The sequence below is a fragment of the uncultured Roseibium sp. genome (genome assembly GCF_963675095.2).
In the GTDB taxonomy this organism is placed as follows: domain Bacteria; phylum Pseudomonadota; class Alphaproteobacteria; order Rhizobiales; family Stappiaceae; genus Roseibium.
In genome coordinates, this window is record NZ_CAXXSJ010000048.1 from 81,208 (window position 1) to 105,024 (window position 23,817).

Annotated in this window: 22 protein-coding genes and 5 pseudogenes; 24 read left to right on the forward strand and 3 right to left on the reverse strand. The window is 62.2% G+C overall.

Going from position 1 to position 23,817, the window contains the following annotated elements; genetic code table 11:
* Positions 1–35: 35 nt before the first annotated feature.
* Complete coding sequence (locus tag ABIN98_RS17950) at positions 36–389, reverse strand: antibiotic biosynthesis monooxygenase family protein (protein WP_394701545.1); 354 nt, start codon at positions 387–389, stop codon at positions 36–38.
* Between the two features lie 175 nt (positions 390–564).
* On the opposite strand from ABIN98_RS17950, the gene ABIN98_RS17955 reads away from it, so the two are divergent.
* The 6 genes from ABIN98_RS17955 (at position 565) to ABIN98_RS17980 (ending at position 6,642) form a co-directional block, all read left to right on the forward strand.
* Positions 565–1,257, forward strand: a complete 693-nt coding sequence (locus ABIN98_RS17955) for a GntR family transcriptional regulator (protein WP_346911947.1) — start codon at positions 565–567, stop codon at positions 1,255–1,257.
* Positions 1,258–1,479: 222 nt separating this feature from the next.
* The gene (locus ABIN98_RS17960) at positions 1,480–2,754 is read left to right on the forward strand and encodes an ABC transporter substrate-binding protein (protein ID WP_346911948.1); all 1,275 of its coding nucleotides are present in this window, start codon (positions 1,480–1,482) and stop codon (positions 2,752–2,754) included.
* A gap of 77 nt (positions 2,755–2,831) precedes the next feature.
* Positions 2,832–4,007 carry an ABC transporter ATP-binding protein gene (locus tag ABIN98_RS17965; protein WP_346911949.1) on the forward strand — a complete coding sequence of 392 codons (1,176 nt, stop codon included), beginning with the start codon at positions 2,832–2,834 and terminating at the stop codon, positions 4,005–4,007.
* Positions 4,004–4,903, forward strand: coding sequence for a sugar ABC transporter permease (locus ABIN98_RS17970; RefSeq protein WP_346911950.1), 900 nt, complete (start codon positions 4,004–4,006; stop codon positions 4,901–4,903). The genes ABIN98_RS17965 and ABIN98_RS17970 overlap by 4 nt, the downstream gene beginning before the upstream one ends.
* Positions 4,900–5,784, forward strand: a complete 885-nt coding sequence (locus ABIN98_RS17975; protein ID WP_346911951.1) for a carbohydrate ABC transporter permease — start codon at positions 4,900–4,902, stop codon at positions 5,782–5,784. The genes ABIN98_RS17970 and ABIN98_RS17975 overlap by 4 nt, the downstream gene beginning before the upstream one ends.
* Before the next feature lie 45 nt (positions 5,785–5,829).
* A complete protein-coding gene (locus ABIN98_RS17980) occupies positions 5,830–6,642 on the forward strand; it encodes a phosphodiesterase (protein ID WP_346911952.1) in 813 nt (270 codons plus the stop codon).
* A gap of 96 nt (positions 6,643–6,738) precedes the next feature.
* Here the strand turns inward: ABIN98_RS17980 and ABIN98_RS17985 are convergent, their stop codons facing one another.
* The gene (locus ABIN98_RS17985) at positions 6,739–7,242 is read right to left on the reverse strand and encodes an FCD domain-containing protein (RefSeq protein ID WP_346911953.1); all 504 of its coding nucleotides are present in this window, start codon (positions 7,240–7,242) and stop codon (positions 6,739–6,741) included.
* Positions 7,243–7,265: 23 nt separating this feature from the next.
* Positions 7,266–7,937, reverse strand: a complete 672-nt coding sequence (locus ABIN98_RS17990) for a GntR family transcriptional regulator (RefSeq protein WP_346911954.1) — start codon at positions 7,935–7,937, stop codon at positions 7,266–7,268.
* Between the two features lie 184 nt (positions 7,938–8,121).
* Here ABIN98_RS17990 and ABIN98_RS17995 point away from each other — a divergent pair, with 184 nt between their 5' ends.
* From ABIN98_RS17995 to ABIN98_RS18080, 18 genes and pseudogenes are all read left to right on the forward strand, one after another.
* Positions 8,122–8,997: a fumarylacetoacetate hydrolase family protein gene (locus tag ABIN98_RS17995; RefSeq protein WP_346911955.1), complete on the forward strand. Its 876-nt coding sequence runs from the start codon at positions 8,122–8,124 to the stop codon at positions 8,995–8,997.
* Positions 8,994–9,767 (forward strand): alpha/beta fold hydrolase, encoded by a 774-nt coding sequence (locus tag ABIN98_RS18000; protein WP_346911956.1) that lies wholly within the window; start codon positions 8,994–8,996, stop codon positions 9,765–9,767. Before ABIN98_RS17995 ends, ABIN98_RS18000 begins: the two co-directional genes overlap by 4 nt.
* A 60-nt stretch (positions 9,768–9,827) precedes the next feature.
* Positions 9,828–11,147: an amidohydrolase family protein gene (locus ABIN98_RS18005; RefSeq protein ID WP_346911957.1), complete on the forward strand. Its 1,320-nt coding sequence runs from the start codon at positions 9,828–9,830 to the stop codon at positions 11,145–11,147.
* A 6-nt stretch (positions 11,148–11,153) separates the two neighbouring features.
* Positions 11,154–12,206, forward strand: coding sequence for a branched-chain amino acid ABC transporter permease (locus ABIN98_RS18010; RefSeq protein ID WP_394701546.1), 1,053 nt, complete (start codon positions 11,154–11,156; stop codon positions 12,204–12,206).
* Complete coding sequence (locus ABIN98_RS18015; protein ID WP_346911958.1) at positions 12,203–12,841, forward strand: hypothetical protein; 639 nt, start codon at positions 12,203–12,205, stop codon at positions 12,839–12,841. The genes ABIN98_RS18010 and ABIN98_RS18015 overlap by 4 nt, the downstream gene beginning before the upstream one ends.
* The gene (locus tag ABIN98_RS18020; protein ID WP_346911959.1) at positions 12,738–13,412 is read left to right on the forward strand and encodes a branched-chain amino acid ABC transporter permease; all 675 of its coding nucleotides are present in this window, start codon (positions 12,738–12,740) and stop codon (positions 13,410–13,412) included. Before ABIN98_RS18015 ends, ABIN98_RS18020 begins: the two co-directional genes overlap by 104 nt.
* Positions 13,294–14,520: an ABC transporter substrate-binding protein gene (locus ABIN98_RS18025; protein WP_346911975.1), complete on the forward strand. Its 1,227-nt coding sequence runs from the start codon at positions 13,294–13,296 to the stop codon at positions 14,518–14,520. The genes ABIN98_RS18020 and ABIN98_RS18025 overlap by 119 nt, the downstream gene beginning before the upstream one ends.
* A 27-nt stretch (positions 14,521–14,547) precedes the next feature.
* A pseudogene (locus tag ABIN98_RS18030) lies at positions 14,548–15,334 on the forward strand (ABC transporter ATP-binding protein).
* 133 nt (positions 15,335–15,467) lie between these two features.
* Positions 15,468–17,390 (forward strand): annotated as a pseudogene (locus tag ABIN98_RS18035) (ABC transporter permease); the annotation flags it as partial.
* 165 nt (positions 17,391–17,555) lie between these two features.
* A pseudogene (locus ABIN98_RS18040) lies at positions 17,556–18,390 on the forward strand (phosphoenolpyruvate hydrolase family protein).
* 405 nt (positions 18,391–18,795) lie between these two features.
* Positions 18,796–20,634 carry a flotillin domain-containing protein gene (locus tag ABIN98_RS18045; protein WP_346911960.1) on the forward strand — a complete coding sequence of 613 codons (1,839 nt, stop codon included), beginning with the start codon at positions 18,796–18,798 and terminating at the stop codon, positions 20,632–20,634.
* 36 nt (positions 20,635–20,670) lie between these two features.
* Positions 20,671–20,841 carry an SRPBCC family protein gene (locus ABIN98_RS18050; protein WP_394701547.1) on the forward strand — a complete coding sequence of 57 codons (171 nt, stop codon included), beginning with the start codon at positions 20,671–20,673 and terminating at the stop codon, positions 20,839–20,841.
* Between the two features lie 126 nt (positions 20,842–20,967).
* Positions 20,968–21,114 carry a hypothetical protein gene (locus ABIN98_RS18055; protein ID WP_394701548.1) on the forward strand — a complete coding sequence of 49 codons (147 nt, stop codon included), beginning with the start codon at positions 20,968–20,970 and terminating at the stop codon, positions 21,112–21,114.
* Between the two features lie 46 nt (positions 21,115–21,160).
* The gene (locus ABIN98_RS18060) at positions 21,161–21,352 is read left to right on the forward strand and encodes an SRPBCC family protein (RefSeq protein WP_346911961.1); all 192 of its coding nucleotides are present in this window, start codon (positions 21,161–21,163) and stop codon (positions 21,350–21,352) included.
* Entirely contained in the window at positions 21,306–22,268 is a 963-nt protein-coding gene (locus ABIN98_RS18065; RefSeq protein ID WP_346911962.1) for an alcohol dehydrogenase catalytic domain-containing protein, read from the forward strand. The genes ABIN98_RS18060 and ABIN98_RS18065 overlap by 47 nt, the downstream gene beginning before the upstream one ends.
* Positions 22,255–22,305, forward strand: a pseudogene (locus tag ABIN98_RS18070) (hypothetical protein); the annotation flags it as partial. The gene ABIN98_RS18065 and the pseudogene ABIN98_RS18070, both read left to right, overlap by 14 nt.
* Before the next feature lie 70 nt (positions 22,306–22,375).
* Positions 22,376–22,717, forward strand: a pseudogene (locus tag ABIN98_RS18075) (zinc-binding dehydrogenase); the annotation flags it as partial.
* Positions 22,718–23,084: 367 nt separating this feature from the next.
* Positions 23,085–23,807 carry a response regulator transcription factor gene (locus ABIN98_RS18080; protein WP_346911976.1) on the forward strand — a complete coding sequence of 241 codons (723 nt, stop codon included), beginning with the start codon at positions 23,085–23,087 and terminating at the stop codon, positions 23,805–23,807.
* Positions 23,808–23,817 lie beyond the last annotated feature (10 nt).

Sequence of the window (23,817 nt, forward strand, 5' to 3'; positions counted from 1 at the left end):
CCAGGGGGAAAGCGACCGCGGACGATTGTGCGTTCTCAAAACCCGCTGACACAGGTTTCGCAATGATCCACGCTGGGCGGCTCTGCGAAGAAGGGGCCTGCAAGGGCGCGCCATTTCTGGAAATCGTCGGAGCCGCGGAACTTGACCGTATGGTCTTCCAGGGTCGCCCACTGGACGATGAGGCGATAGAGCGATGGCGTCTCGATGACCTTTTCCAGGCGCATGCCCTGGCAGCCTTCAGCGGCCTTGAACAGGGGGACAGCCTTTTCGACCGCTGCCAGAAACTCTTCGTCGGTGCCTTCCTTGATGCGCAGTTCTGCCACTTCACGGATCATGATCGTTGTTCCATCCCTTGTCTGTTCGTTTTCGGCCATCGCTCCGGCCCACATGTATGGCTCCGGCCCCGGACTGCATCCTGTCCATGGGGAGCAGGAAGATGGTAGCGGAGGAGCGACACCTCCGCCAAGCGCGATCGCACCATTGCGCACATCAGACATGGTTCTGACATGTCCGCCGGCTAAATAATCGGCTGATGAAGCGACCTGTCGGGAAATGGATTTTGGAATGGATGCGAGACAGCTCGCCCGTGTCTTGACTCAGACGATCGAAGACGGTGCTCTTTCCGCGGGCACACAGCTCCCGTCCCAGTCCGAACTGATGAAGGAATACGGCGTTTCGCGTCACGTGGTCAGGAAGGCGCTGGGCCTTCTGGAGGAAAGGCACCTCATCACCAGCTGGCAGGGCAGCGGATCGGTCGTTCGGGGGCGGGAATGGCCCTATCCGATCACCAGCCGGACGCGTATCCATCTCAGCCTGCAGGAATCCGGCGCGCGGATGTGCATCAAGGTGCTCAAGACGCTTGAAAAGAAGCGCCCGTCGCCGGACGTGGCCCAGTTGCTGGGCGTTTCCCTGCGGGAGAAGCTTCCGTTCATCGAGTTCCTGCTGATCGCCGATGAGCTTCCCATCGCGCTGGGCCATCACTTTATCCACCCATCCGTCTCCGTCGATATCCTGCAGAGGGTGGAGGAGATTGGCGAGATTGCGGATGCCTATGCCGCGATCGGGATCGAGGACTATTTCCGGACCCGGACCATGGTGCGGGTCCGGATGCCGAGCGAACGGGAAACGGATCTTCTGGAGATCCCGCGCCAGCAGCCGCTCTTCGTTCTGCTCGGCCTGAACGTCAGCTTAGACCAGAAGCCACTCGAAGTGACCGAGGCGATCGTTCGCGGCGACCGGATCAGGCTGGATATCTAGGATGCTACCAACTTAGGCATTCTATGCATTTATCGCACCAAATCCCGCACTTGGTGCAAAGATTTCGTGACACCCGGTCCCTCTGGCGATCTTGTCACCCGAGTGTCATTCAAACTTGGTTTTAGCCTCTTCGTGCTTGCGGCAACGCGGCGCCTCTGACGTGACTGAGCGCGGGTCCTCCTTCGCGCCGTCAATCGAGTATCGAAACGAGGTCTTGAAGACATGCTTAAGAAACTCTCCCTTGCAATGCTTATGGTCAGCGTCAGTGTCGTTGCTGCCGAAGCCAAAACCGTCATCACCTGCCTGACGAATTCCGGTCACCTGACCCGCCAGCACGAGCCGCTGGTGAAGGAATTCAACGAAATGCAGGACCAGATCGAAGTGAAGTACGCAGCTCCTGCAAAGGACTATGCGGATTCTCACCTGAAGATGATGCGCGCTTCCGCGACCAACACCCTGCCGGATTGTGCCTTCGAAGCCTATAACCAGCTGCCGGCGCTGGCCCGTGCCATGGCCAAGCGCGGTCAGATCGTCGACCTTGCGCCGCTGATCAAGGCCGAAGGCGAAGGCTGGAAAGAGCTCAACTACACCGACAACATGCTGAACCTGGGCCGCGTCGACGGCGTGCAGTACGGCATGCCGTTCAACGCCTCCGTCATCCAGTGGTACTACAACGCCGACCTGTTCCGTAAGGCAGGTCTGGACCCGGATAACTTCCCCAAAGACTGGGACGGCCTGTTTGCCGCCACGCAGAAGATCGCAGCCCTTGGCGACGACATCACGCCGATGTTCATGTGGATGATCAACGGCGATGACTGGGGTTTCCAGACCCTGATCGAAATGCAGGGCGGCGCCATGGTTTCCGAAGACGGTCAGAAAGTGGTCTTCGACGAAAACGACCATGCTCTCAAAGCCATGCAGATGGCACGCCGTCTCGTGACCGACGGTGGCGCGCGTACCGATCAGGATCGTGGCACCCAGTTCACCGCCTTCACCGAAGGCAAGATGGGCATCTGGGGTCTTTCCCCGGCCGGCGCTCGTGACATGCAGGAACGCGTTGGCGATGCCTTCGATCTGCGCTCCACGACCTTCACTGTCTGGAACGATGAAAAAGGCACGCTGCCGACCGGTGGCAATGCCGCGATCATCACCACCCAGGACCCGGAAAAGGTTGCTGCCGTCTGGGAATACCTGAAGTTCGTGACCGGTCCGCGTGGCCAGCAGGTTGCTGCCCAGATCACCGGCTACCTGCCGACCAACCGCCGCACGCTCGACGACGAGTATCTCGGCAAGTTCTACGCGGAAAACCCGTACTACGCGACGCCGATCAAGCAGTATGACCGCGCAGGACCCTGGTATGGCTACCCGGGCACCCAGAACCAGAAGATCTGGAGCGAGCAGCGTTCGGTCATCAAGGCTGTCATGGAAGGCTCGACCTCTCCGGCAGACGGCGCTGCCGAACTCAAAGCCATCGCGGAAAAGCTCTCCGAGAAATAAGCGATTTCAGAAAAATCACGGCAGGCGGGCTCTGGGCCTGCCTGCCTTTTCCTCATTCAAGACGACAGGGGCGTGCCGTGGCAGGTCTGGAACTCAGAGACATCCGAAAGTCTTTCGGCAATACGCAGGTGCTGAAGGGATTGTCCTTTCAGATTGCCGACGGAGAATTCCTGTCGCTCGTCGGTGAATCCGGCTGCGGAAAATCGACCCTGCTGCGGATCATCTCCGGACTGGAAACGCCTGACAGCGGCGAAGTCCTGATCGGCGGCGAGGTGATGAACGCGGCCTCTCCGAAGGACCGCAACATTTCCATGGTCTTCCAGGACTACGCCCTTTATCCGCACATGAGTGTGGCCCAGAACATCTCGATGCCGCTGATCATGGCGCGTCTGCCTCTGCATGCGCGGCTGCCGCTCCTCAACAAGATCAGCCCGAGCGCACGCGCCATCCGGCCGGAAATCGCCTCCGAAGTGGAAGCCGTCGCGAAGCAGTTGCGCATCGAGCATCTCCTGAACCGCCGCCCGGCGGAACTCTCCGGCGGCCAGCGCCAGCGTGTTGCGCTCGGCCGGGCGCTGGTGCGCCATCCCAAACTGTTCCTCATGGACGAGCCGCTTTCCAACCTGGATGCGAAGCTGCGCGTCGAGGTGCGCAAGGAAATCACCGAGCTGCATCAAAGCACCGGTCTGACCTTTGTCTATGTCACCCACGACCAGACCGAAGCCATGACCATGTCTCACCGGGTCGCCTTGCTGGAAAAGGGCCATCTGCTGCAGTTGGCAACACCGAGCGCGCTCTATGCCGATCCGCATTCGGTTGCGGTTGCCCGGTTCATCGGTTCCCCGGAAATCAACATCCTGCCGGTGGACGTGAGTTCAGGCATTGCGCGGCTCGGCGAGACGACGGTTCCGGGCCGTGCGGTGAACATGGACGGCTCCACACTGTTTGCCCTTCGTCCGGAAGCTGCCCGGCTGGTCGACCGGCACGATACGTCGACCGACTTCAAGCTGGGTTTCACACGTCACCTGACCGAAGACCTCGGGCATGAAGTCCTGCTCCACGGCACCCTCGATGCCCTGCCGGAGGCCAGGTTCCGCATGCGTCTCCCGAAAACATCGGACCTGTTGTCCGGCACCAGCCTCGATACGGCGCTGCACGTCGGTTTCGATGCCCGAAGCCTGCTCTTCTTCAATGCCGATGGCGAGCGCCTGCGCGATGCGGCGATCGTTGCAGAGGTTCGGGAGGCAGCCCAATGAGCGCAGCCGCTCTTCCAAAGCAAGAGTGGGGACGGCGCCGGCTTGCCTATTTGTTGTCCGCGCCTGCATCGCTCCTCATCCTGCTGATCTATGTCCTGCCCATCGTTGCGGTCTTCGTGATCAGCTTCACCGACTATTCGCTTGTCTATGACGGCTTCAATTTCGTCGGACTGGACAATTACAAGCAGATGCTCACGGACGAGCATTTCGCCGAAGCGTTCCGGAACACGTTGATCTATGCGGCGATTTTCATTCCGGGCGCCTTCTTCCTTCCGCTGGTCCTGGCGATCGCGATCCAGCGGCGCCGGCGGTTCCGCTCCATACTGGAAGTGCTCTATTTCATGCCGGTCACCTCGACGCTAACCGCCATGACGCTGGTCTGGCGGGCGCTGCTCGACGGCAATCAGGGGGCGATCAACAACATGCTGGTCAGTCTCGGCCTGGACAAGGTCAACTGGCTCGGCGACGGCGATATCGTCCTGATCTCCATCGCTATGGTGTCGATCTGGGGCATCATCGGTTTCAACATGGTGCTGTTTCTCGCAGGGCTGACCGCCATTCCGCAGAACCTCTACGAGGCGGCGAGCATCGACGGCGCAGACCATCCGCTGGACCGCTTCTTCCAGGTGACCTGGCCGCTGCTGGCGCCGACCTCGCTGTTCGTTTCGGTGAACACCCTGGTCACAGCCTTCAAGCTGTTCGACACGGTCGCGGTGCTCACCCACGGCGGACCGGACCGGGCCAGCGAGGTCTATCTTTATCTCGCCTATCTGGAAGGCTTCGAGAATTTCAACATGGCCTATGCCTGCGCTTTGTCTCTCGTCTTTCTGGCGGTTCTGTTCCTTGTTGCCTGGCTGCAGACACGGATGGGCGATCGCAGGAGGACCCACGCATGAGTGTCACCTCGATCGAACAGCCGCAGGCCTCCTGGCTGCGCTTCCTCGCATCGTTCAAGCCGAAGTCGATCGCGGATGCCGTGGGGACGGGTCTCTTGTTCCTCGGCGCCTGGCTCGTCATCTTTCCCTTCATCTGGATGCTGTCGGCCAGCCTGAAACCCGCAGATGAGGTCTACGATTCCAATTTTCACTTCTGGCCTGAGACTTTCAGGGGGGACGTCAACTACTACGGTGTTCTCTTCGATCAGCCTTATCTGACGTTCCTGGCCAATAGTTTCATCGTCTGCGCCGGCATTCTGGTCGTGCAGCTCGTCACGGCGGTGCCAGCGGCCTATGCGCTGGCAAAGCTGAAGTTCAGGGGAAAGACGATCCTGTTCGGATTCGTCGTCGCTTCGCTGACCATTCCGATCAACGTGACGTCCATCCCGATCTACCTCGGGCTGGTCAAGGTCGGCCTGCTGGATACTTACTTTTCGCTGATGTTCCCGTTCTTCGTGTCGGTGTTCGCGATCTTCCTGTTCCGGCAGTTCTTCAAGGACTATCCGGACAGCATCATCGATGCAGCCCGCGTGGACGGTTTCAGCGAGATCGAGATTATCCTGCGCCTGATCCTGCCTGCGGCCATTCCAGCCGTCGCGGCTTTCTCGGTGTTCTCGGTGGTTGCTCACTGGAACGACCTCTACTGGCCGCTGATCGTCGTCCAGAGCCAGGAGAAAATGACCGCGGCGCTCTCCATGCTGCAGTACCAGTCTGAGTTCGACAACGACTACGGCCGGACCTTCGCGTCCGCGACCGTGGTCACCCTGCCGATGGTGGTTATCTTCCTCTTCGCCCGCCGTCTCTTCATCCGAAGCATCACCATGAGCGGGATCAAAGGGTAACGCCCCCTCACGCCGCTCCATCTCCAGAAAAGAAGCAAGACCAGAATGCTTAAGCTTATCGTGCTTTCCGACCTTCACATCGTACCTGAGGGGGATCTGTCACATGGTCTCGATACGACGGAACGGCTGGAAACCGGCATTGACTTCGTGAACCGGCATCATGACGACGCGGACCTGATCGTCATTGCCGGAGACCTCGCCGACCGCGGTGAGAAGGCGGCCTATGAGCGGCTGCAGACGTCGCTCGGAAAGTTCGCGCAAGCTCCCGTCCTGACCCTTGGAAACCATGACAGTCTCGAGGTTTTTGTCGACCACTTCGGCAAGGAGCATGTCAATGCCGAGACGGGCAAGGTCGATCATGTCATCGACAGGAACGGTCACAGGATCATCGTGCTCGACACATCCGTTGAGGGCCAGGCCGGTGGGCGCCTTGAAGAGGGGCAACTCGCGTGGCTGGAACAACAACTGAATGAAGCCGCCGACAAACCGGTGATCATCGTGATGCATCACAACATCACGCTGTTCGGGGTTCCGACCGACGGCATCATCCTGGAAAACGGCGAAGCCTTTGCCGAGTTGGTCAGCGGCAATCGCAATATCCGCTACGTCCTCTCAGGCCATGTGCACATGAGCGTGTCCGGAAACTTCAGGGGCGTGCCGTTCTGCACGATCTCCGGCGGCCACTACAGTATCGAGCCGACATTGGGGGCGCCGACACAGGAACGTTCGGCAGGATATGTTCCGCGCCGGGAAGGCCCCGGCCAGCTCGCGGTCGTTCTGAGCGATGACACGGCAACGGTCGTTCATATGGAAAACTACATCGACCGCCACCTGGTAATGTCGCCGGACCTCTTCTGAGGCGTCGCAAAATACCCCCTGTGGTCGCCATCTGTCGGGTAGCGGTCTCAGGCTGCTTGGCAGGCCAGGCAATGGCTTTGGAGTGGGATAGGACCATCAGCGAGGGAACAGATCCTCGATGATGATCGTGAGGTGTCGGTTCATGGCTTCCGAGGCGCCTTCGGAATCGCGCCGGGCGATCGCCTCGACGATTTCCTCGTGATGGCCGCAGTATTCGCGGCGTTTGGCGTCGGTGATCACCTTCTTCTTGAGCCGGATCCAGGGAGCGCGGTTGCGGATGTCGCCGAGAAGGTTGTTCAGGCTGATCAGAAGTTCGTTGCGCGTGGCGGCATAGATGCGGCTGTGCAATTCGGCGTCCCAGCGCTCGAAACTGGCGAGATCATCCGCATTCACCGCGTGCTCGTGGGCTTCGCGGATCAGCTTGATGTCGGCGCCTGTCGCGCTCGAGACGACGGAGGCCGCCGCCTGGGGTTCGATGATCAGGCGAACGGCCAGGATGTCGGCGGGACTTGCGCCGCTCAGCCGCTTCAGGATGTCGATGAAGTCGCGCGTCGTGCCGGCGGTCGAGACGATCTTGCGGAGTTTTGCCTGTGTGGCCATGGGACTGATTTCCTGAAACCGGCCTATTGGCCGAAATAGTTGCGGCGTCGGGACATAAGGTGGTCGCGCATGGCGCGCGCCGCTGCCTTGCCGTCCCAGTTTTTAAGGGCGATCAGGATTTCCTCGTGTTCGCGTCCATTGGCAAGGCGACGTTCTTCGGTAAAGGTCCGGCGGCGCAGCTCCATCATCGGCGCCTGGCAGCGGATAATCGAGAGGAGGTCGAACAGGTCTGTAAGAAAGGCGTTGTTTGCCGCCTGGTGGATCCGCTTGTGAAACTGGCTGTCCCAGTATTCATGCCGGTCGAGATCGATGGCCTCCACGCATTTCGCGTTCGCCTCGATAATGGCATCCAGTTCGGAAGACGAGGCGTTGCGGGCTGCCGCCTCAGCGCTGTGGGGCTCAATGAAGATCCGCAGGTTCAGGATGTCCAGCGGGCTGGCGTCGAGGAAGTGATCCAGGATGTCGGTGAACTGGTTGTCCGGCCGGTCCAGTACGACGGTTCCGCGGCCGACCTGGCGCTCGATCAGTCCTTCCTCCGCCATCTGGGTGAGGACCTTGCGCACCGTATTGCGCGCCACGCCGTACTCGGTTGCCAGCGCTCTTTCGTTGGGCATCAGTTCGCCCGGCTGCCATTCGCCGCTTTCCAGCCGTTGCTGCAGATCGGATCCCAGTGCAGATGCTTTTCTGACGGGCATATTGTCTCTTTTTACGTGATCCAATTATTTCAAAGGTTCACATAACGAGAACCAATTCAGACAACTTTCTGCATATTGGTTCAATAAATTCAAGAAAAATACTCTTGCAAGGGCCGAATAGTCCTCATACGCTGATGTCAAATATAAGCCAATATTAAATTGGCGCATATGGGAGGAGTGGATTATGCGGGTAGCCTCGATTAGGCATGCCGGGGAGAGGCGTGTCGGTATCGTGAGCGAGGACGGGCAGTCGATTGCCCCGATCGCGCTTTCGGTCGATGAGGCCGAGCACGGCGTCGCGGCGCTGGTCGGCAAGGACCTCGCAACGCTCGAGACCCTTTCTTCGCTGCCACTTTCCGAAGTCGAGCTTGAAGCGCCATTCCCGCGGCCGTCCCGCAATATCTTCTGCGTCGGCAAGAATTATCATGCCCATGCCCGCGAATTTTCGCGCAGCGGCTTCGATTCTTCCGCCGCCCAGGGCGAGGTGCCTGCGCACCCGATCATCTTTTCCAAGGTTCCCGAGACAGTGGTCGCGACCGGCGCACCGGTCATCATCGATCCGGCGATTTCCGAAGCGATCGATTACGAGGCGGAATTGGCTGTCATCATCGGAAAGGAAGGACGCGGTATCCGTGCCGAGGACGCGATGGACTACGTCTGGGGCTACACGATCGTCAACGACGTGACGGCTCGCGATCTGCAGGGCAAATACAGCCAGTGGCTGATCGGCAAGTCCCAGGACACGTTCTGCCCGATGGGTCCGTTCGCGGTGACGGCCGACGAGATCGATATTTCCGACACTGCCGTGATGACGTGGGTCAATGGCGAAGAGCGCCAGAACGCCAATACGCGCGATCTGATCTTCGATGTGCCCACCATTATTGCGACCATATCAGCAGGCGTCACGCTCAAGCCCGGCGACATCATCGCCACAGGTACGCCGGAAGGTGTCGGCATCGGCTTCAAGCCGCCGAAATACCTGCGCGACGGCGACGTGGTCCGGATCGACATCTCCGGCATCGGCACGCTCGAAAACCGGGTCACGGAGCGGCGCCCATGACCACGACGATGACCGCCGGCATGACCATCGAGCAGGAGGGCGAAGGCCCGGCCATCATCCTGCTCCACGGGCTCGGCGCCACGTCGAATTCCTTTCAGCCGCTGATGCCGGCACTCCGGGGACGGCGCGTCGTGCGCCCGGACCTGCCCGGTGCCGGACGGTCGGCCACGCCGCGCGGTCCGATCGACGTGCGTCTGCTCGTCGACGCGGTCCTTAAAGCCGCAAGCGATCTCGGCATCGCGGAAGCGGATCTGGTCGGACATTCCTTCGGGTCTCTGATCGCCCAGCATGTCGCCCAGGCGCGGCCGGCACTGGCCCGCACGCTAACCCTTTTCGGTCCGATCATCGAACCGGCGGACGCCGCGCGCGAACGCCTGAAGGGCAGGGCGCAATTGGCCCGCGACGAGGGCATGGCCGTTGTCGCCGAGCAGGTGGCATCAGCCGGACTTGCATCCGGATCCGACGAAACCAACGCGGCGGCGGTCGCCTTCGTGCGCGAAAGCCACATGCGCCAGGACGCGGAAGGATTTGCGAAGTCCTGCGAGGCCCTGGCCGGTGCGAGCCGTGCCGATGCCAAGGCGCTGAAAATGCCGGTGCTGGTCGTCACGGGCGATGAAGATGCGGTTGGTCCGCCTTCGGTCGCCCATCAACTGGCGGACGAGGTTGGGCGCAGTAAGGCGGTGATCCTGCCGGGCTGCGGACATTGGACGCCGATCGAGAAGCCGGCCGACTGCCGGCGGCTGTTATCCGAATTCGTCGGGAGTGCATGACCGACGCGAATTGAAGTTTGCCGGAAGCTTGGGAGGGCCGACGGCGCAAGGGAGGAACACATGGCTGGTTACACGAATGGCTTGAACGGCGGCGGATCCGTCCTGTTCACCAATGTGCGCATTCTGGATGCCACCGGCGAACAGCCCTATTCGGGTGAGGTTCTCGTTCAGGGCAACCGGATCAAGCAGATCACGCGGGGATCGTCCCGCTTCTCGCAGCCGATGACATCTTCCGGCGCGACGGTGATCGACGGCATGGGTGCAACGCTGATGCCCGGCATGATCGATGCCCACCTGCACCTGTCATGGAACAATGCGCCCGGTATCGACCCCATCCAGATGATGGAACTTGAGGAGCACATGCTCGTCACCATGGAGATGGCGAAGCTGGTGCTCGATGCCGGGTTTACCGCGGGCCGGGGTGCCGCGGCCGCCAAGCCGCGTCTCGACGTGGTCGCCAAACGCTTCATCAACGAAGGCCGCTTCCCCGGACCGCGTTATCTCGCAGCCGGTCCGGAGATCACCACGGTCGGCGGTCTGGGCGATGCCGCGCCGTCGCATATCCCCCACGAAGGGCTGAACCTCGGTATCGTCGTCTCGGGACCGGAGGAAGTCCGGCGCGTGGTCCGCACGCTGATCAAATACGGCGTGGATTCCATCAAGCTCAATCTCTCCGGCGAAGAAATCACCGGCATGGGCGCGGAAGAAACGCCCATGGCCGAAGAGGAAGTGGCGATGGCCGCCTCCGAGGCGCGTTGCCGCAACCGTGTGCTGTCCGCTCACGCCCGTTCGTCCGGGTCGGTGATGCAGTGCATTCGCCATGGCATCCAGAACATCTACCACGCGTCCTTTGCCAACGAGGAAGCGCTCGATGCGCTGGAGGCAGCCCGCGACCGGCATATCGTGGCGCCGGGAATGGCCTGGCTGATCAACACGGCACGCCATGCGGAGCAATGGGGCATCAAGCCCGGGTCCGAGGTTTCCATGCTTTACGAGCGGGAACTGGAGATGTGCATCGACACCATGAAGAAGATGCATCGCCGGGGCATTCGCATCTGTATCGGCGGCGACTACGGCTTTGCCTGGACCCCGCAGGGCACCAACGCCAAGGATCTTCAGATATTCGTCGACATGCTCGGTTTCTCGCCGATGGAGGCGATCCTGGCCGCGACGAAATACGGCGGCCAGATCATGAACATGGAAAACGAGCTGGGCATGATCAAGGAGGGCTATCTCGCCGACTTACTTCTGGTCGACGGCGATCCGCTCTCAGATGTCCGCATTCTGCAGAACCATGAACGCCTGCTCGCCATCATGAAGGACGGCAAGTTTCACAAGGCGCCGCGCGCCAGTGAAGCCCGCCGCCGGCTGACCGCATGATCCACCATGGTTGATACGCCCGACAGCCGTTACAATCCGCTTGCCCAGGGCCAGGGCATGACCCGCCGTCAGGCCTGGGGCCTGGTCGCGCTCGTGGTTGCGGCCGTCTTTATCTGGATGGTCTTCGCCCAGTGGCCGGACTGGCTGAACGCCATCCTGATCTCCAAGAAGGCTTTCCTGTCGGCAATCCTGAACGGGTTGACGCTCGCCGGCCTCTATTTTCTGGTCGCCAGCGGGTTCACGCTGGTGTTCGGGCTGATGCGCAACGTCAACCTCGCGCACGGGTCTCTTTATCTGCTCGGCGCCTATATCGGCTATGAATTTGCGGAATGGACCGGTTACTGGCTCATTGGCGTCGCTGCGGGCTTTCTCGTTCTGGCGGTCGTCGGTCTGGTCATGCAGATCCTCGTCTTCCGTCGGCTCGAGGGCCAGGACTTGCGCCAGACGCTGGTCACCATCGGCATTTCGGTGGTCGCGGCCGACCTGATGCTCGCCTACTGGGGCGGTACCACCTACCAGATCCTGACGCCTCATTGGCTGAGCGGTGCGATCAAGCTGCCGGTGGTCACGGCGGTGCGGTCCAACGGTACGGAAGTGTTCCTTGTCTATCCGTTCTACCGGCTGATCGTCCTTCTTTCGGCCATCGTAATCGGTGTCGGCCTGTGGCTGCTGATCAACCGCACGCGGATCGGATCGATGATCCGGGCCGGCGTCGATGACCGGGACATGCTGGCGGCCTCCGGCGTCAATGTTCACTTCGTCTTCGCGATCGTCTTCGCGCTTGGGGCGGGGCTTGCGGGCCTGGCCGGTGTCGTCGGCGGTTCGGCGCTCTCCGTGGCGCCCGGCGAGGACATCCGCTATCTGCTCGCCTCTCTGGTCGTGGTCATCGTCGGCGGCATGGGATCGATCGTGGGGGCTGCCATCGGAGCGCTGATCATCGGTCTCGCGGAGCAGATCGGGCTCGTCTATTTCCCGACCTACGGCGTGGTGCTGACCTTCGTCATCATGGTGATCACGCTGGCAATCCGGCCCCAGGGCCTGATGGGGAGGTCGCTGTGACGGATCTTTCCCTCAATCCGGCTGCCAGCCACACCGCGTCCCGAAGCTGGATCGAGAAGGTCGGCATCGGCCACGTCCTGCTGGCCTTCTTCCTGCTGATCTATCCGGTCATGGCGAGCGACTTCTTCCTGACCCAGATCGGCGGCTACTCGCTGGTCCTGGGCATGATCGCCCTGTCGCTGATGCTGCTCGCCGGTTACGGGGGCATGGTGTCGCTCGCCCAGATCACGGTCGCGGGAGCCGCCGGCTATGTGGTCGCGATCTTCGGCGAGAACAATTCCGGCGTCTACGGTTTCGGCTGGCCCTGGTGGATCTACGGCCCGCTCGCCATCATGATTGCATCGCTGTTGTCGGCGCTGATCGGCTGGATCGCGGTCCGGACCGAAGGCATCTACACCATCATGATCACGCTGGCCGTGGCGGACCGCGTGCTTCTACTTCGCCCAGCAGAACTACGCGCTGTTCAACGGCTTCCCGGGCTACAACGGTCTGAGGGCGCCGGAGGTCTTCGGCGTCTACTGGCGCGACGCGGTGCCGTTCTACTATCTGTGTCTCGCCAATGCGGTCGTTGCCTATGTCGCCGTCCTCTACGGTGCGCGTTCGACCTTCGGCCTGACCCTGCAGGCGATCCGTGACAATCCGCGCCGGATGCGCGCCATCGGGTTTAACGTCACCGCGCACAAGGTGTTTGCGTGGTGGCTGGCGGGCCTGATCGCCGGGGCGGCGGGCATCCTGCTCGTCTGGTTCAACGGTCGGATCTCGCCGGGAACGATCGCGGTCGGGCCATCGATCAACATTCTGGTCATCGCCATCATCGGCGGGCTGCGCCACCCGATCGGGCCGTTCATCGGCGCCGTCGTCGTCACCCTGATGCAGACCTTCGCGATCGATATCATCGGTGCGGAGCGGTTCAACACGCTCATCGGTCTCGTGTTTCTTCTGATTGTATTCATTTCGCCGGATGGAATTCTCGGCCTGTGGGAGCGGTTCAAACCGCAAGCGGGCAGGGACGATTGGCGGTCGTTCAAAAGGCCGCGAACAAAGCTGAAAAGAAAGGGAGGAATGCATGAATATCAACAGACGTACAATGCTGGCCCTCGCGCTGGCGACCGGTCTGACCGCGCCGACGCTTTCCGTGGCCCAGGCAGACGCCATCAAGATCGGGGTGCTCGCCACGTTCGAAGGCGCCTTCACCGTTCTCGGTGAGGACAGTGAGCGTGGCGCCCTGACCGCCGTTGACGAATTCGGCGGCAAGGTCGCCGGTATGGACATCGAGATCATCAAGGGCTCGTCGGACGCTTCCCCGGACAGCGCGGTGCGGGCTGCCCGCAAGCTGGTCGAGCAGGACGGGGTCAAGGTTCTCATCGGCCCGCTTTCGGGTGACGAGGGCATCGCCGTCAAGGACTATGCCAAGACCCAGCCCGATGTGACCTTCCTCAATGGCAGCTCCGCCGCACAGGACACCACGCTGCGCAATCCGGCGGAAAACTTCTTCCGTTTCTCGACGGACGGTGCGCAGTGGATGGCGGGCCTCGGCAACTATGCCTTCAACGAGAAGGGCTACAAGAAGGTCGCGACCGTGGCGGAAGACTATTCCTTCCCCTACACGCAGGTCTTCGGCTTCATGGCGGAGTTCTGCAAGGCAGGCGGTACCGTGCCGTCGAAGTCCTGGGTGCCGATCGGCAACAAGGACTATTCCTCGGTGATTGCCGCCATTCCGGATGACGTCGATGCGATCTACGTCGCCCTCGGCGGTGCGGATGCCGTCAACTTCCTGTCCCAGTACAACGATGCCGGCGGTCAGGCGCCGCTCATCGGCGGATCGATCACCGTCGACCAGACCGTGCTGACGGCCAAGGGACGCATGCGCGACGTGCTGATCGGCACGCCGGCGGCCGGCCCGACCGCCGACACCAATGACGCCCAGGCCTGGAAGGACTTCTCGGCCGCTTACAAGAAGCAGGATGGCGCGTTCCCGTCTCCGTCGCTCTTCGCCCATGCCTACTACATCAACATGAAGGCAGCGCTCCTGGCTCTTCAGGAAGTGAACGGCGATCTCTCCGACGGTGGCAAGAAGTTCCGCGAGGCTCTTTCCAAGCTCGAGTTCGAAACCCCGACCGGCAAGGTGTCGCTGGACGAGAACCGCAACGCGGTTGCCGACATGTTCCTCACGGAAGTGTCCGAGGCCGCCGACGGAACGCTCGTCAACAAGCTCATCAAGGTGACGCCGCAGGTCAACCAGACCCTCGGCATTCCGAAGGATGAGTTCCTGGCCCTCGGCGCGGTCAGCCGCGAAAACCCGAGCTGCCCGTAAGCGAAACCAACCGGAGAGGGTCTGATCATGGCAACGAATGTCGCCGCATCACGTCTGCAGGGAACCGGCGCCAATGCGCTGGAACTGGATGACGTCGGCCGGCAGTTCGGCGCCCTGACGGCCCTCTCCGGCATCTCGATGAGGATCGCGGCCGGGGAACGGCGCGCGGTCCTCGGATCGAACGGCGCTGGCAAGACCACGCTGTTCAACACGATCACGGGCGACTTCAATCCGACGAGCGGCACCATCCGCTTTTTCGGCGAGGACATCACCACGCTCGCGGCCCACGAACGGATCCGGCGCGGATTGCGCCGCACCTACCAGATCTCGCAGCTTTTCACCAATCTCACCGTGCTGGAATCGGTCTATCTCGCCTGCCGCGGCGTTTCCCGCCGCCGGTTCTCGCTGCTAAGGCCGAGCCCTTCCGACGGGGCGATGATGCAGGCGGAATCGATCGTGCACGCCGTCCATCTCGATGACGACCGGAAACGCCACGGTGGGCATGTTGTCCCACGGCCAGCAGCGGCAGCTGGAAATCGCGCTTGCCCTTGCCGGTGCGCCGCGTTTTATCCTTTTCGATGAGCCGGCCGCCGGCCTGTCGCCGACCGAACGCCGGGACCTGATCGAGATCCTCAACGCCCTGCCGAAGCACATCGGCTACATCATCATCGAACACGATCTCGACGTGGCGCTGCGCGTTTCCGAATACGTCTCCATGATGCACAACGGCCGGCTCTTTACCGAAGGCACGCCTGAGGAGATCGAGAACGATCCGACGGTCCAGGAAATCTATCTGGGAGGCGGGCATGGCTAGATCCTCCGAGAACAAGCCGCGCGCCGCACTCCAGATCGACGACCTACACGTATATTACGGCGAGGCTCATGTGGTGCAGGGCGTGTCGCTCTCGCTCCCGTCGGGCGTCATGAGCGTCGTCGGCCGCAACGGCATGGGCAAGACCACGCTCTGCAACGCGATCACCGGGCTCAAGGAGGTCCGCTCCGGCTCGATCCGGCTTCACGGCCGGGAAATCTCGCGCCTCGAACCGCACCAGATCCACAACGCCGGTGTTGCTTACGTTCCTCAGGGGCGCCGGGTCTGGCCGAGCCTGAGCGTCGACGAACATCTGCGGCTTGCCGCGACCGGCGGCGAGGAGGCCGCCTGGACGCTCGACCGTGTCTATCAGACCTTCCCACGGCTCTACGAGCGCCGCGGCAATGGCGGGTCTCAACTGTCGGGCGGCGAGCAGCAGATGCTGGCGATCTCGCGCGCGCTGCTTGCCAATCCGAAACTCCTGGTGATGGACGAACCGACCGAAGGGCTTGCCCCGGTCATCGTCGATCAAGTCGCCGACATGATGCTGCAACTCGGCCATGAAGGCGACATGGCGATCCTCGTCATCGAGCAGAATATCGGGGTCGCGACCTCCGTGTCCGACACGGTGGCGATCATGGTCAACGGCCAGATCAACCGGACACTGGAGGCGAGCGTGCTCGCCGCCGACCGGGACCTCCAGCAGCGCCTGCTGGGGGTCGGGCGCCATGCCGAGGATGACATTGAACCGGCGGAAGACACGACGGCGGCCGGCGAAAGCGCGCGCGAGCGGTTGGCCGACGTCTATGTGGTCGAACGTGGTGAGGGGAGTGGTGCACCGTCTTCCTCCGGCGCCATCCGGACCGTCACGCAAATGCCGAACCGCTGGAACCTGCCGGCGACCAGCCTGCGCGAGGAAATGGTCGGCGCGCGCGGCGGACAAGCTGAGGATGTCGGCAAGAAAGTCTTCCAGATCCCCTATTCGGAGCGGATCGGCAAGACCGCCTATATCGCCGGCACCTTCGACACCAAGGGCCAGGAACTGGGCTACCTGCGCGATTGTATCAAGAAGCTCGGAATCCCGGTCCGCACCATTGATCTTTCCACCTCTCAAAAGCCGTCGCGCGCCGATGTCACGCCGCTCCAGGTGGCCGGTTATCATCCGCTTGGATCCACGGCGGTGTTCAGTGACGACCGGGGCGCATCGGTCGCCGCCATGGCCGAGGCTTTTGCGCGTTTTATGGCCGCCCAGCGCGGCGTCGGCGGCCTGATTTCCGCAGGCGGATCCGGCGGCACGTCTATTGCGACCGCCGGCATGCGAGCGCTGCCCATCGGTATTCCGAAAGTGATGGTCTCCACCGTCGCGTCCGGCGACACGCGCGCCTATGTCGGCGCCTCCGACATCAACATGTTCCATTCGGTGACCGATGTTCAGGGGCTCAACCTGATCTCCGAACGGGTGCTCGCCAACGCAGCCCACGCGCTCGCCGGTATGGTCGCGCGCCTGCCGAGCGGCGAGGACATGGCGGCATCGCGGGCCAAGGCCCGCCCGACCGTCGGCATCACCATGTTCGGCGTAACAACGACCTGCGTTCAGGCCGTGCAGAAATCTCTGGAGCAGGATTACGACTGCCTCGTCTTCCACGCGACCGGCACCGGCGGCAAGGCGATGGAAACGCTCGGGTCTTCCGGACTGCTGACGGGCTTTCTCGACATCACCACCACAGAAGTCGCCGATATGATCGTCGGCGGGGTGTTCCCCTGCGACCGGGACCGTTTCGGCGCGGCAATCGCGACCGGGCTGCCGTGGGTCGGATCCTGCGGGGCGCTCGACATGGTCAATTTCGGTCCGCGCGACACGGTGCCTGAAAAGTTCAACAGCCGAAAATTCGTCATTCACAATCCGTCCGTGACCCTGATGCGCACGACGCCCGAGGAGAACCGCGCCTTCGGCGAATGGATCGGCGAGCGGATCAACCAGATGGAAGGTCCGGTCCGCTTCCTCATTCCTGAAGGCGGCGTGTCGATCCTGGACAAGCCGGGCGGCGCCTTCTTCGATCCGGCTGCCGACAAGGCGCTGTTCGACGCCATTGAAGCAACGGTGCGCCAGACTGCGCGCGCGCCAAATCATTCGCGTAAACGCAAACATCAACGATCCGGCATTCTCAGACGCGCTCGTCAGCGCGTTTGCAGCGGTCGCCGGTCCGGTCAGGAGGTCCGCCTAGTGCCCAGATTTGAACGCAAGGAACTGGTCGAGAAATTCCAGCAGATGAAGCGCGACCGGGTGCCGATCGTCGGCGGCGGTGCGGGCACCGGCCTGTCGGCCAAGTGCGAAGAGGCCGGCGGCATCGACCTGATCGTCATCTACAATTCCGGCCGGTACCGGATGGCCGGCCGAGGCTCCCTGTCGGGCCTGCTCGCCTACGGCAATGCCAACGACATCGTGGTCGAAATGGCCCATGAGATCCTGCCTGTCGTCACGAAGACACCGGTGCTTGCCGGGGTGAACGGCACCGATCCGTTCTGCGTGTTCGAGCCCTTCCTCAGACAGCTCAAGGACATGGGCTTCGCGGGCATCCAGAACTTTCCCGACCGTCGGCCTGATCGATGGCACCTTCCGGGCCAATCTGGAGGAGACGGGCATGTCCTACGCCCAGGAAGTGGACGTGATCCGCATGGCCCGCGAGCTGGACCTGCTGGACGACGCCTTATGTCTTCTCGCCGGACGACGCGACGGCAATGGCAAAGGGCCGGCGCCGATATCATCGTCTGCCATCTCGGGCTGACGACCGGCGGCTCGATCGGAGCGGAGACGTCCCTCAAGCTGGAGCAGTGCCCGGCACTTGTCGACGAGTGGTCAGAGGCAGCGCTGAAGGTCAACAAGGACGCGATCATCCTCGTGCACGGCGGTCCTGTGTCCTCACCGGAGGACGCGGCCTACATGCTCAACCGAAACCACGAACTGTCACGGTTTTTACGGCGCCTCCTCGATGGAGCGGCTGCCGACGGAAACCGCACTGACCGAACAGACAAAGAAATTCAAGGCGGTGACGTTCTGAGACCGGACGGCCCGAACCATCGCATGAAGGGAGGAAAACACATGTCAGGCGAAATGATTGGTCAGATGCTGATCTGGCTGGTGGTGGTCGTCATCGCAATCGTGGTGGCCGTCTACATACTCAGATGGCTCTACAGGCGCTCGACCAAGGAAGTGGCGTTCGTTCGAACCGGTTTCCTTGGCGAAAAGGTGGTCGTCAACGGCGGCGCCTTCGTCATCCCGGTGCTGCACGAGATCACACCGGTGAACATGAACGTCATGCGCATCGAGGTACCGCGCCGCGACGAACAGGCGCTGATCACCCGCAATCGCATGCGCGTCGACATCATCGCGGAGTTCTTCGTCCAGGTCGGCTCGTCGAAGGCGGCGGTCGGCAGCCGCCGCCCAGACGCTCGGCAGCCGGACCATGCAGGAAGACGGGCTCATCTCTCTGCTCGAAGGCAAGTTCGCCGCAGCCATGCGCACCGTTGCCGCCCGCATGACCCTGGAGGAAATGCACGAGCAGCGCGGCGAATATGCCGAAGCGGTGCGGGAAGTTGCCTCCCAGGCGCTCGCACGCAACGGTCTTGAGCTGGATGCGGTCGCGATCGCCGACCTGGACCAGACCGGCCTGGAGTTCTTCGATCCGTCCAATGCATTCGACGCCGAAGGTCTGACCCAGATCACCGAGTCCATCGAGGCGCGGCGCAAGATGCGCAACGAGATCGAGCAGCGGACGCTGGTGGAGATCCGGACCCAGAACCTGGCCGCCCAGAAGCAGGTCTTCGACATCGACCGGGACCAGGAATATGCCCGGCTCGAACAGGAACGGGAGCTTGAAATCCGGCGCGCGGCGCAGCGGGCCGAACTGGTGCGCGAACGTGCCCTGAAGGAACAGGAAAGCGAGCAGGCGCAGCTCGCCTCCCGCGAGGCGGTCGAAAAGGCGCGCCTGGCCCAGGAACGGTCGATCACCGACGAACGCATCAAGTCGGAAGAAGAGACCCAGCGCCGGGAAATCGCGCGCCGCAGGGCGATCGACGAGGCGGAAATCAAGAGCCGCGAACAGACCGAACGCGAGCAGATCACGCTTGAACTCGAAATCGAAAAGGTCCGGATCGCACGGGACCTGGAACGCCGGGAACGGGAGATCGCCAGCGAGAAGGCAATCGAGATCCATGCGCTCGAACGCCAGATCGCCATAGCGGAAAAGGCGGTCGAGGTCGCCAAGGCCGAGGCAGAGAAGCAGCGCAACGAGATCGTCCAGAACCAGATGACCGAGGCGGAGCGGGTCGCCCAGGAACGGGCCCTCGACGAAGTCCGGATCGAGCGGGAACGCCGTCTCGACGGGCTGCAGATCGCCAAGCGCCAGGCCTTCGAGGAAGCCGAACTTGCCATGTCCGAGGAGGTGGAACGCGCGCGTCTTGCCACGGAACGGGCTGTCGCCGAGGCGCGCATCGTCAACGAGCGCGAAATCTCCACCGCCCGGGTCAATCGCGACCGCGCCGTCGAGATCGCCGAGATCGAGAAGGCGGTGGAACTGGCCCAGAAATCCCAGGAGAGGTCGTCCGCATTGGCCGCGGCTGCAGCGGTCCGGTCCAAGGCCGTGCAGGCCGAGGAACAGGCGCTCACGGTGCGCGAGAAGGAAGTTGCCGAACGGCGCAGCCTGACCGAGCGGATCGCCACCGAACGCGAGGTCGCAAGGGAGACGCTGAAGGTGACTGGCCGTGCCGACGCGGAAATGAAAGCGGCCAAAAGCCTGGCCGAGGCACAGAAGATCGCAGCCCTTGCCAAGGCGGAAGCGGAGAAGATCGCCGCCCTTGCCGCCAGCGAGCGCTACAAGGTCGATGCCGACGGCCAGCGCGCTCTCAACGAGAGCGAGAACGCCCTGTCGGAAGATGCGCGCCAGGCCCGCATCCGCGAGAAGCTGCTTGAACGGCTTGAAGGCATCGTCCGTGAGAGCGTTCGTCCGATGGAGAAAATCGAGGGCATCAAGATCCTCCATGTCGACGGCATGAACGGGCATGACGGCAACCGCAAGAACGTTACCGACGAGGTGATCGACTCCGCGCTTCGCTACCGGGTCCAGGCGCCGATGATCGACAACCTGATGAAGGAGATCGGCATCGAGGGCGGGTCCATGGGACGCATGACCGACGTTCTCAGGGACGCCAAGGACATGGCTTCTCTGGTGGACAAGGCTTCGGGCAAGTCGGGGAAGGGAAAGGACGCTTCGAACGATGACGACGACCGTGACCGCGACCGCTAAAGCCGCCATGACCGGTTGCAGCAGGCGGGGGCGGACATGACCCGCGTCTATGTCTCCAGCGTCATCCCTGCGCCGGCCGCCAATGTCTGGCGGCGCGTGCGGGATTTCAACGGCCTGCCGGCAGTGGACGCCCTTCGTTGCCGAAAGCCGGATCGAACAGGGCCTGCCCGTCGGACAAGGTGGGGTGCATCCGCAACTTCACCCTGACCGACGGGGGAAAGATCCGCGAACAGCTGCTGGCCCTGTCGGACTACGACATGAGCTGCACATACTCGATCCTGGAAAGCCCCATGGGCGTCGAGGACTACATCGCCAAACTGTCGCTGACGGCCGGTGACCGACGGCAATGTCACCTTCGCCCAGTGGCAGGCGGATTTCGAATGTGCGCCGGAGCGGGAGCAGGCGTTGATCGAGCAGATCGGCAAGGGCGTGTTCCAGACCGCCTTCAACGCGCTCAAGCAATCCTTCGGCGGACGATGACAATGGCGGATCGCTTGTCAGCCCGCCAGCTTCCGGGGGCATGGCCGTGGCGCGCGTCTGTGAGAGTGCGATCGTCGACGTCCCGATCGAGGAGGTCTGGCGCTGGCTGAGGGACTTCAACAGCCATTGGGACTGGCATCCGGCAATTGCCGAGAGCGAGATCGAGAACGGCCTGCCTGCGGACAGCGTCGGTGCGTGTGCGCGCCTTCACCCTCCAGGACGGCGGCTTTCTGCGTGAGCAGCTCCTGAGCCTCGATGACGACACCCACGAACTCAGCTACTGCCTGATCGAATCCCCGCTGCCGCTCTATGACTATGTGGCGACCATCCGTCTCAAGCCGGTCACCGATACCGGCGCCACGTTCTGGCAGTGGGAAAGCGAATTCAATCCGCCGGCAGAGCGCGCGAGGGAACTGAAAGCTCTGGTCGCAAACGACATCTACCTTGCCGGCATGCGCGCCCTTGAACGGCGGTTGCGCGAAGGGCCGGAAGGCGGCGGTGACGGTGTCCTGCGTGTCGCCCGCGCTCCGGATAACCAACGCCCGTATGAGCCGACGAAGGATCGGACCGAAGCGCGGAGCCCGCAGACCTCGTCCGCATCGGTTGTTCAGGGAACGGACAGTCTGCAGGCCCGCGCGGTGGTGATGGACCAGTATGGCGGTCCCGAGGTGCTGTCCCTGCGCGAGATCGACGTGTCGCAGCCGGGACCCGGTGAGGTGCGGATCCGGCAGGCCCATATCGGGGTCAATTTCATCGATATCTATTGCCGGACCGGCTATTTCGACCTGGTGTCGTTGCCGGGCGTTCCGGGCATGGAGGCGGCCGGTGTCATTGAAAGCGTCGGACCCGGCGTGACCCACCTCGCGCCCGGCGACCGGGTGGCCTATGCCTGTCCGCCAACCGGGGCCTATGCCTCCGTTCGAACGATGGGCGCCGACCTTGTGGTGCGCATTCCTGACTGGCTCGATACCGCCCATGCGGCCGCCGGTTTGCTCAAGGGGGTGACTGCCGGGTTTCTGCTTCATGACGTCCATGCCGTCGAACGGGGCGAATGGGTCGTCGTCCATGCCGCTGCCGGCGGTGGTCGGTACCCTGATCACCCAATGGGCGACCGCTCTGGGCGCGCGGGTGATCGGGACTGTGTCGGATCATGAGAAGGCCAGGGTCGCCGAGGCGAATGGCGCGAGCGAGGTCGTTATCGGTCGCGGTGCGGAGTTCATTGACCGGGTCAGGCAATTGACCGGCGGACGGCGGCGCGGACGTCATTTTCGATGCCATCGGCCGCGACAGTTTCGATGCCTCGGTCGCAGCCCTTGCCATCCGCGGCCACCTCGTATCCTTCGGCCAAGCCTCCGGCGACATCGGCCCGCGCGAAATCGGTCCGATGGCGAGCAAGTCCATGACCCTGTCGCGGCCCAACTACGGCCACTACATCGCCGACCGGGCGATGATGACCCTGCAGGCAGAGCGGCTGTTTGAGGCCATCGATCAGGGATTCCTGACGATCCCTGAGCCGCAGGTCGCGCCGTTGGAAAGTGTCGCCGAGGTTCACCGCGAACTCGAGGCCGGCCGCACGACAGGGGCGATCGTGCTCGAGGTTTAAAAGTCTCGGCATTATTAGGGATTGAGCCGGACGGTACCGTTCATCGATATCGCGAAGCAGATGCATACTCTGCAAAAAACGGGTTTCGGGGGGAATGATGCGATCCTGCCCAGGGCGGAGACAAGAAGCTATGATTCCTTCGAAAGTTTGATCTTTGTCCGGGCCGGAGAGCTTCAGGGTGCTCCTCTTCGGAGCGTATATGCTGATGAAATCCGGCAAATACGGCCGATGGTTGCGCGGAAATCGATACTTAAGTCGTAATGTTGAGATCAATTATTATTTCGATCGGGCATTATTGATTGTCGTTGTCTTGCGCAGGCTTGCTTCTGATTGTTACTGTTATCTCCTCTTGGGAGGAGGCAGACGGATGAGCAAAAAATGCGATCCGCAAGAACACGTGGTTATTAAATCGATTTTAGTAATCGATGACCACCCGTTATATTGCGATGCACTTGCGGCAACGTTGGAAAAACTCTTTCGGTCCAGATCGGTCAAGAAGGCCACGTCGCTAAAGGAAGGGCTGCGCCTTGTGGGTGCGCGGTTTCAGCCGGACCTGGTGATGCTGGATCTGAAACTTCCGGACGTCACCGGTCTCAGCGGCATTCTGAAGGTCAAAGACCGCTTGCCCGATGTTCCGGTCCTCATGATATCCGCGGAATCTTCGGAAGAAACCGTTGCGACACTCATGACGGCGGGTGCGGCCGGCTTCATTCCGAAAGATGCGTCGCACAAGGTGTTTCAGCAGGCGCTGATGGAGATCCGGGAAGGCCGCCGGTTCCTGCCGCCGGGCTATGCGCTGCCGAAGCGCCTGAACCAGTCTGATCCGACCGTCCAGCAGATCGCGCACAAGATTGCGGATCTGACGCCGCAGCAGAACCGGATCATGAAACTGATCTGCGCGGGTAAGCCGAACAAGCAGATCGCCTACGAACTGTCGCTTGCGGAGGCCACGGTCAAGGCGCATATCACGGCCCTGCTGCGCCGCCTTGGCGTCAACAACCGGACACAAGCGGCCATCCTGGTCAAAAGCGCGAGCCTGGACGGCGGAGCCCAACTTTCGAATGGCGACGCCCGGGCATTGTTGAGCTAGGCGGGCCGCA

Bases quoted from the DNA above. Each gene is read 5' to 3' on its own strand.
- ABIN98_RS17950 (WP_394701545.1), bottom strand. From the start codon at position 389: ATGTGGGCCGGAGCGATGGCCGAAAACGAACAGACAAGGGATGGAACA.
- ABIN98_RS17955 (WP_346911947.1), top strand. From the start codon at position 565: ATGGATGCGAGACAGCTCGCCCGTGTCTTGACTCAGACGATCGAAGAC.
- ABIN98_RS17960 (WP_346911948.1), top strand. From the start codon at position 1,480: ATGCTTAAGAAACTCTCCCTTGCAATGCTTATGGTCAGCGTCAGTGTC.
- ABIN98_RS17970 (WP_346911950.1), top strand. From the start codon at position 4,004: ATGAGCGCAGCCGCTCTTCCAAAGCAAGAGTGGGGACGGCGCCGGCTT.
- ABIN98_RS17975 (WP_346911951.1), top strand. From the start codon at position 4,900: ATGAGTGTCACCTCGATCGAACAGCCGCAGGCCTCCTGGCTGCGCTTC.
- ABIN98_RS17980 (WP_346911952.1), top strand. From the start codon at position 5,830: ATGCTTAAGCTTATCGTGCTTTCCGACCTTCACATCGTACCTGAGGGG.
- ABIN98_RS17985 (WP_346911953.1), bottom strand. From the start codon at position 7,242: ATGGCCACACAGGCAAAACTCCGCAAGATCGTCTCGACCGCCGGCACG.
- ABIN98_RS17990 (WP_346911954.1), bottom strand. From the start codon at position 7,937: ATGCCCGTCAGAAAAGCATCTGCACTGGGATCCGATCTGCAGCAACGG.
- ABIN98_RS17995 (WP_346911955.1), top strand. From the start codon at position 8,122: ATGCGGGTAGCCTCGATTAGGCATGCCGGGGAGAGGCGTGTCGGTATC.
- ABIN98_RS18000 (WP_346911956.1), top strand. From the start codon at position 8,994: ATGACCACGACGATGACCGCCGGCATGACCATCGAGCAGGAGGGCGAA.
- ABIN98_RS18005 (WP_346911957.1), top strand. From the start codon at position 9,828: ATGGCTGGTTACACGAATGGCTTGAACGGCGGCGGATCCGTCCTGTTC.
- ABIN98_RS18010 (WP_394701546.1), top strand. From the start codon at position 11,154: ATGGTTGATACGCCCGACAGCCGTTACAATCCGCTTGCCCAGGGCCAG.
- ABIN98_RS18025 (WP_346911975.1), top strand. From the start codon at position 13,294: ATGCTGGCCCTCGCGCTGGCGACCGGTCTGACCGCGCCGACGCTTTCC.
- ABIN98_RS18045 (WP_346911960.1), top strand. From the start codon at position 18,796: ATGCAGGAAGACGGGCTCATCTCTCTGCTCGAAGGCAAGTTCGCCGCA.
- ABIN98_RS18050 (WP_394701547.1), top strand. From the start codon at position 20,671: ATGACCCGCGTCTATGTCTCCAGCGTCATCCCTGCGCCGGCCGCCAAT.
- ABIN98_RS18080 (WP_346911976.1), top strand. From the start codon at position 23,085: ATGAGCAAAAAATGCGATCCGCAAGAACACGTGGTTATTAAATCGATT.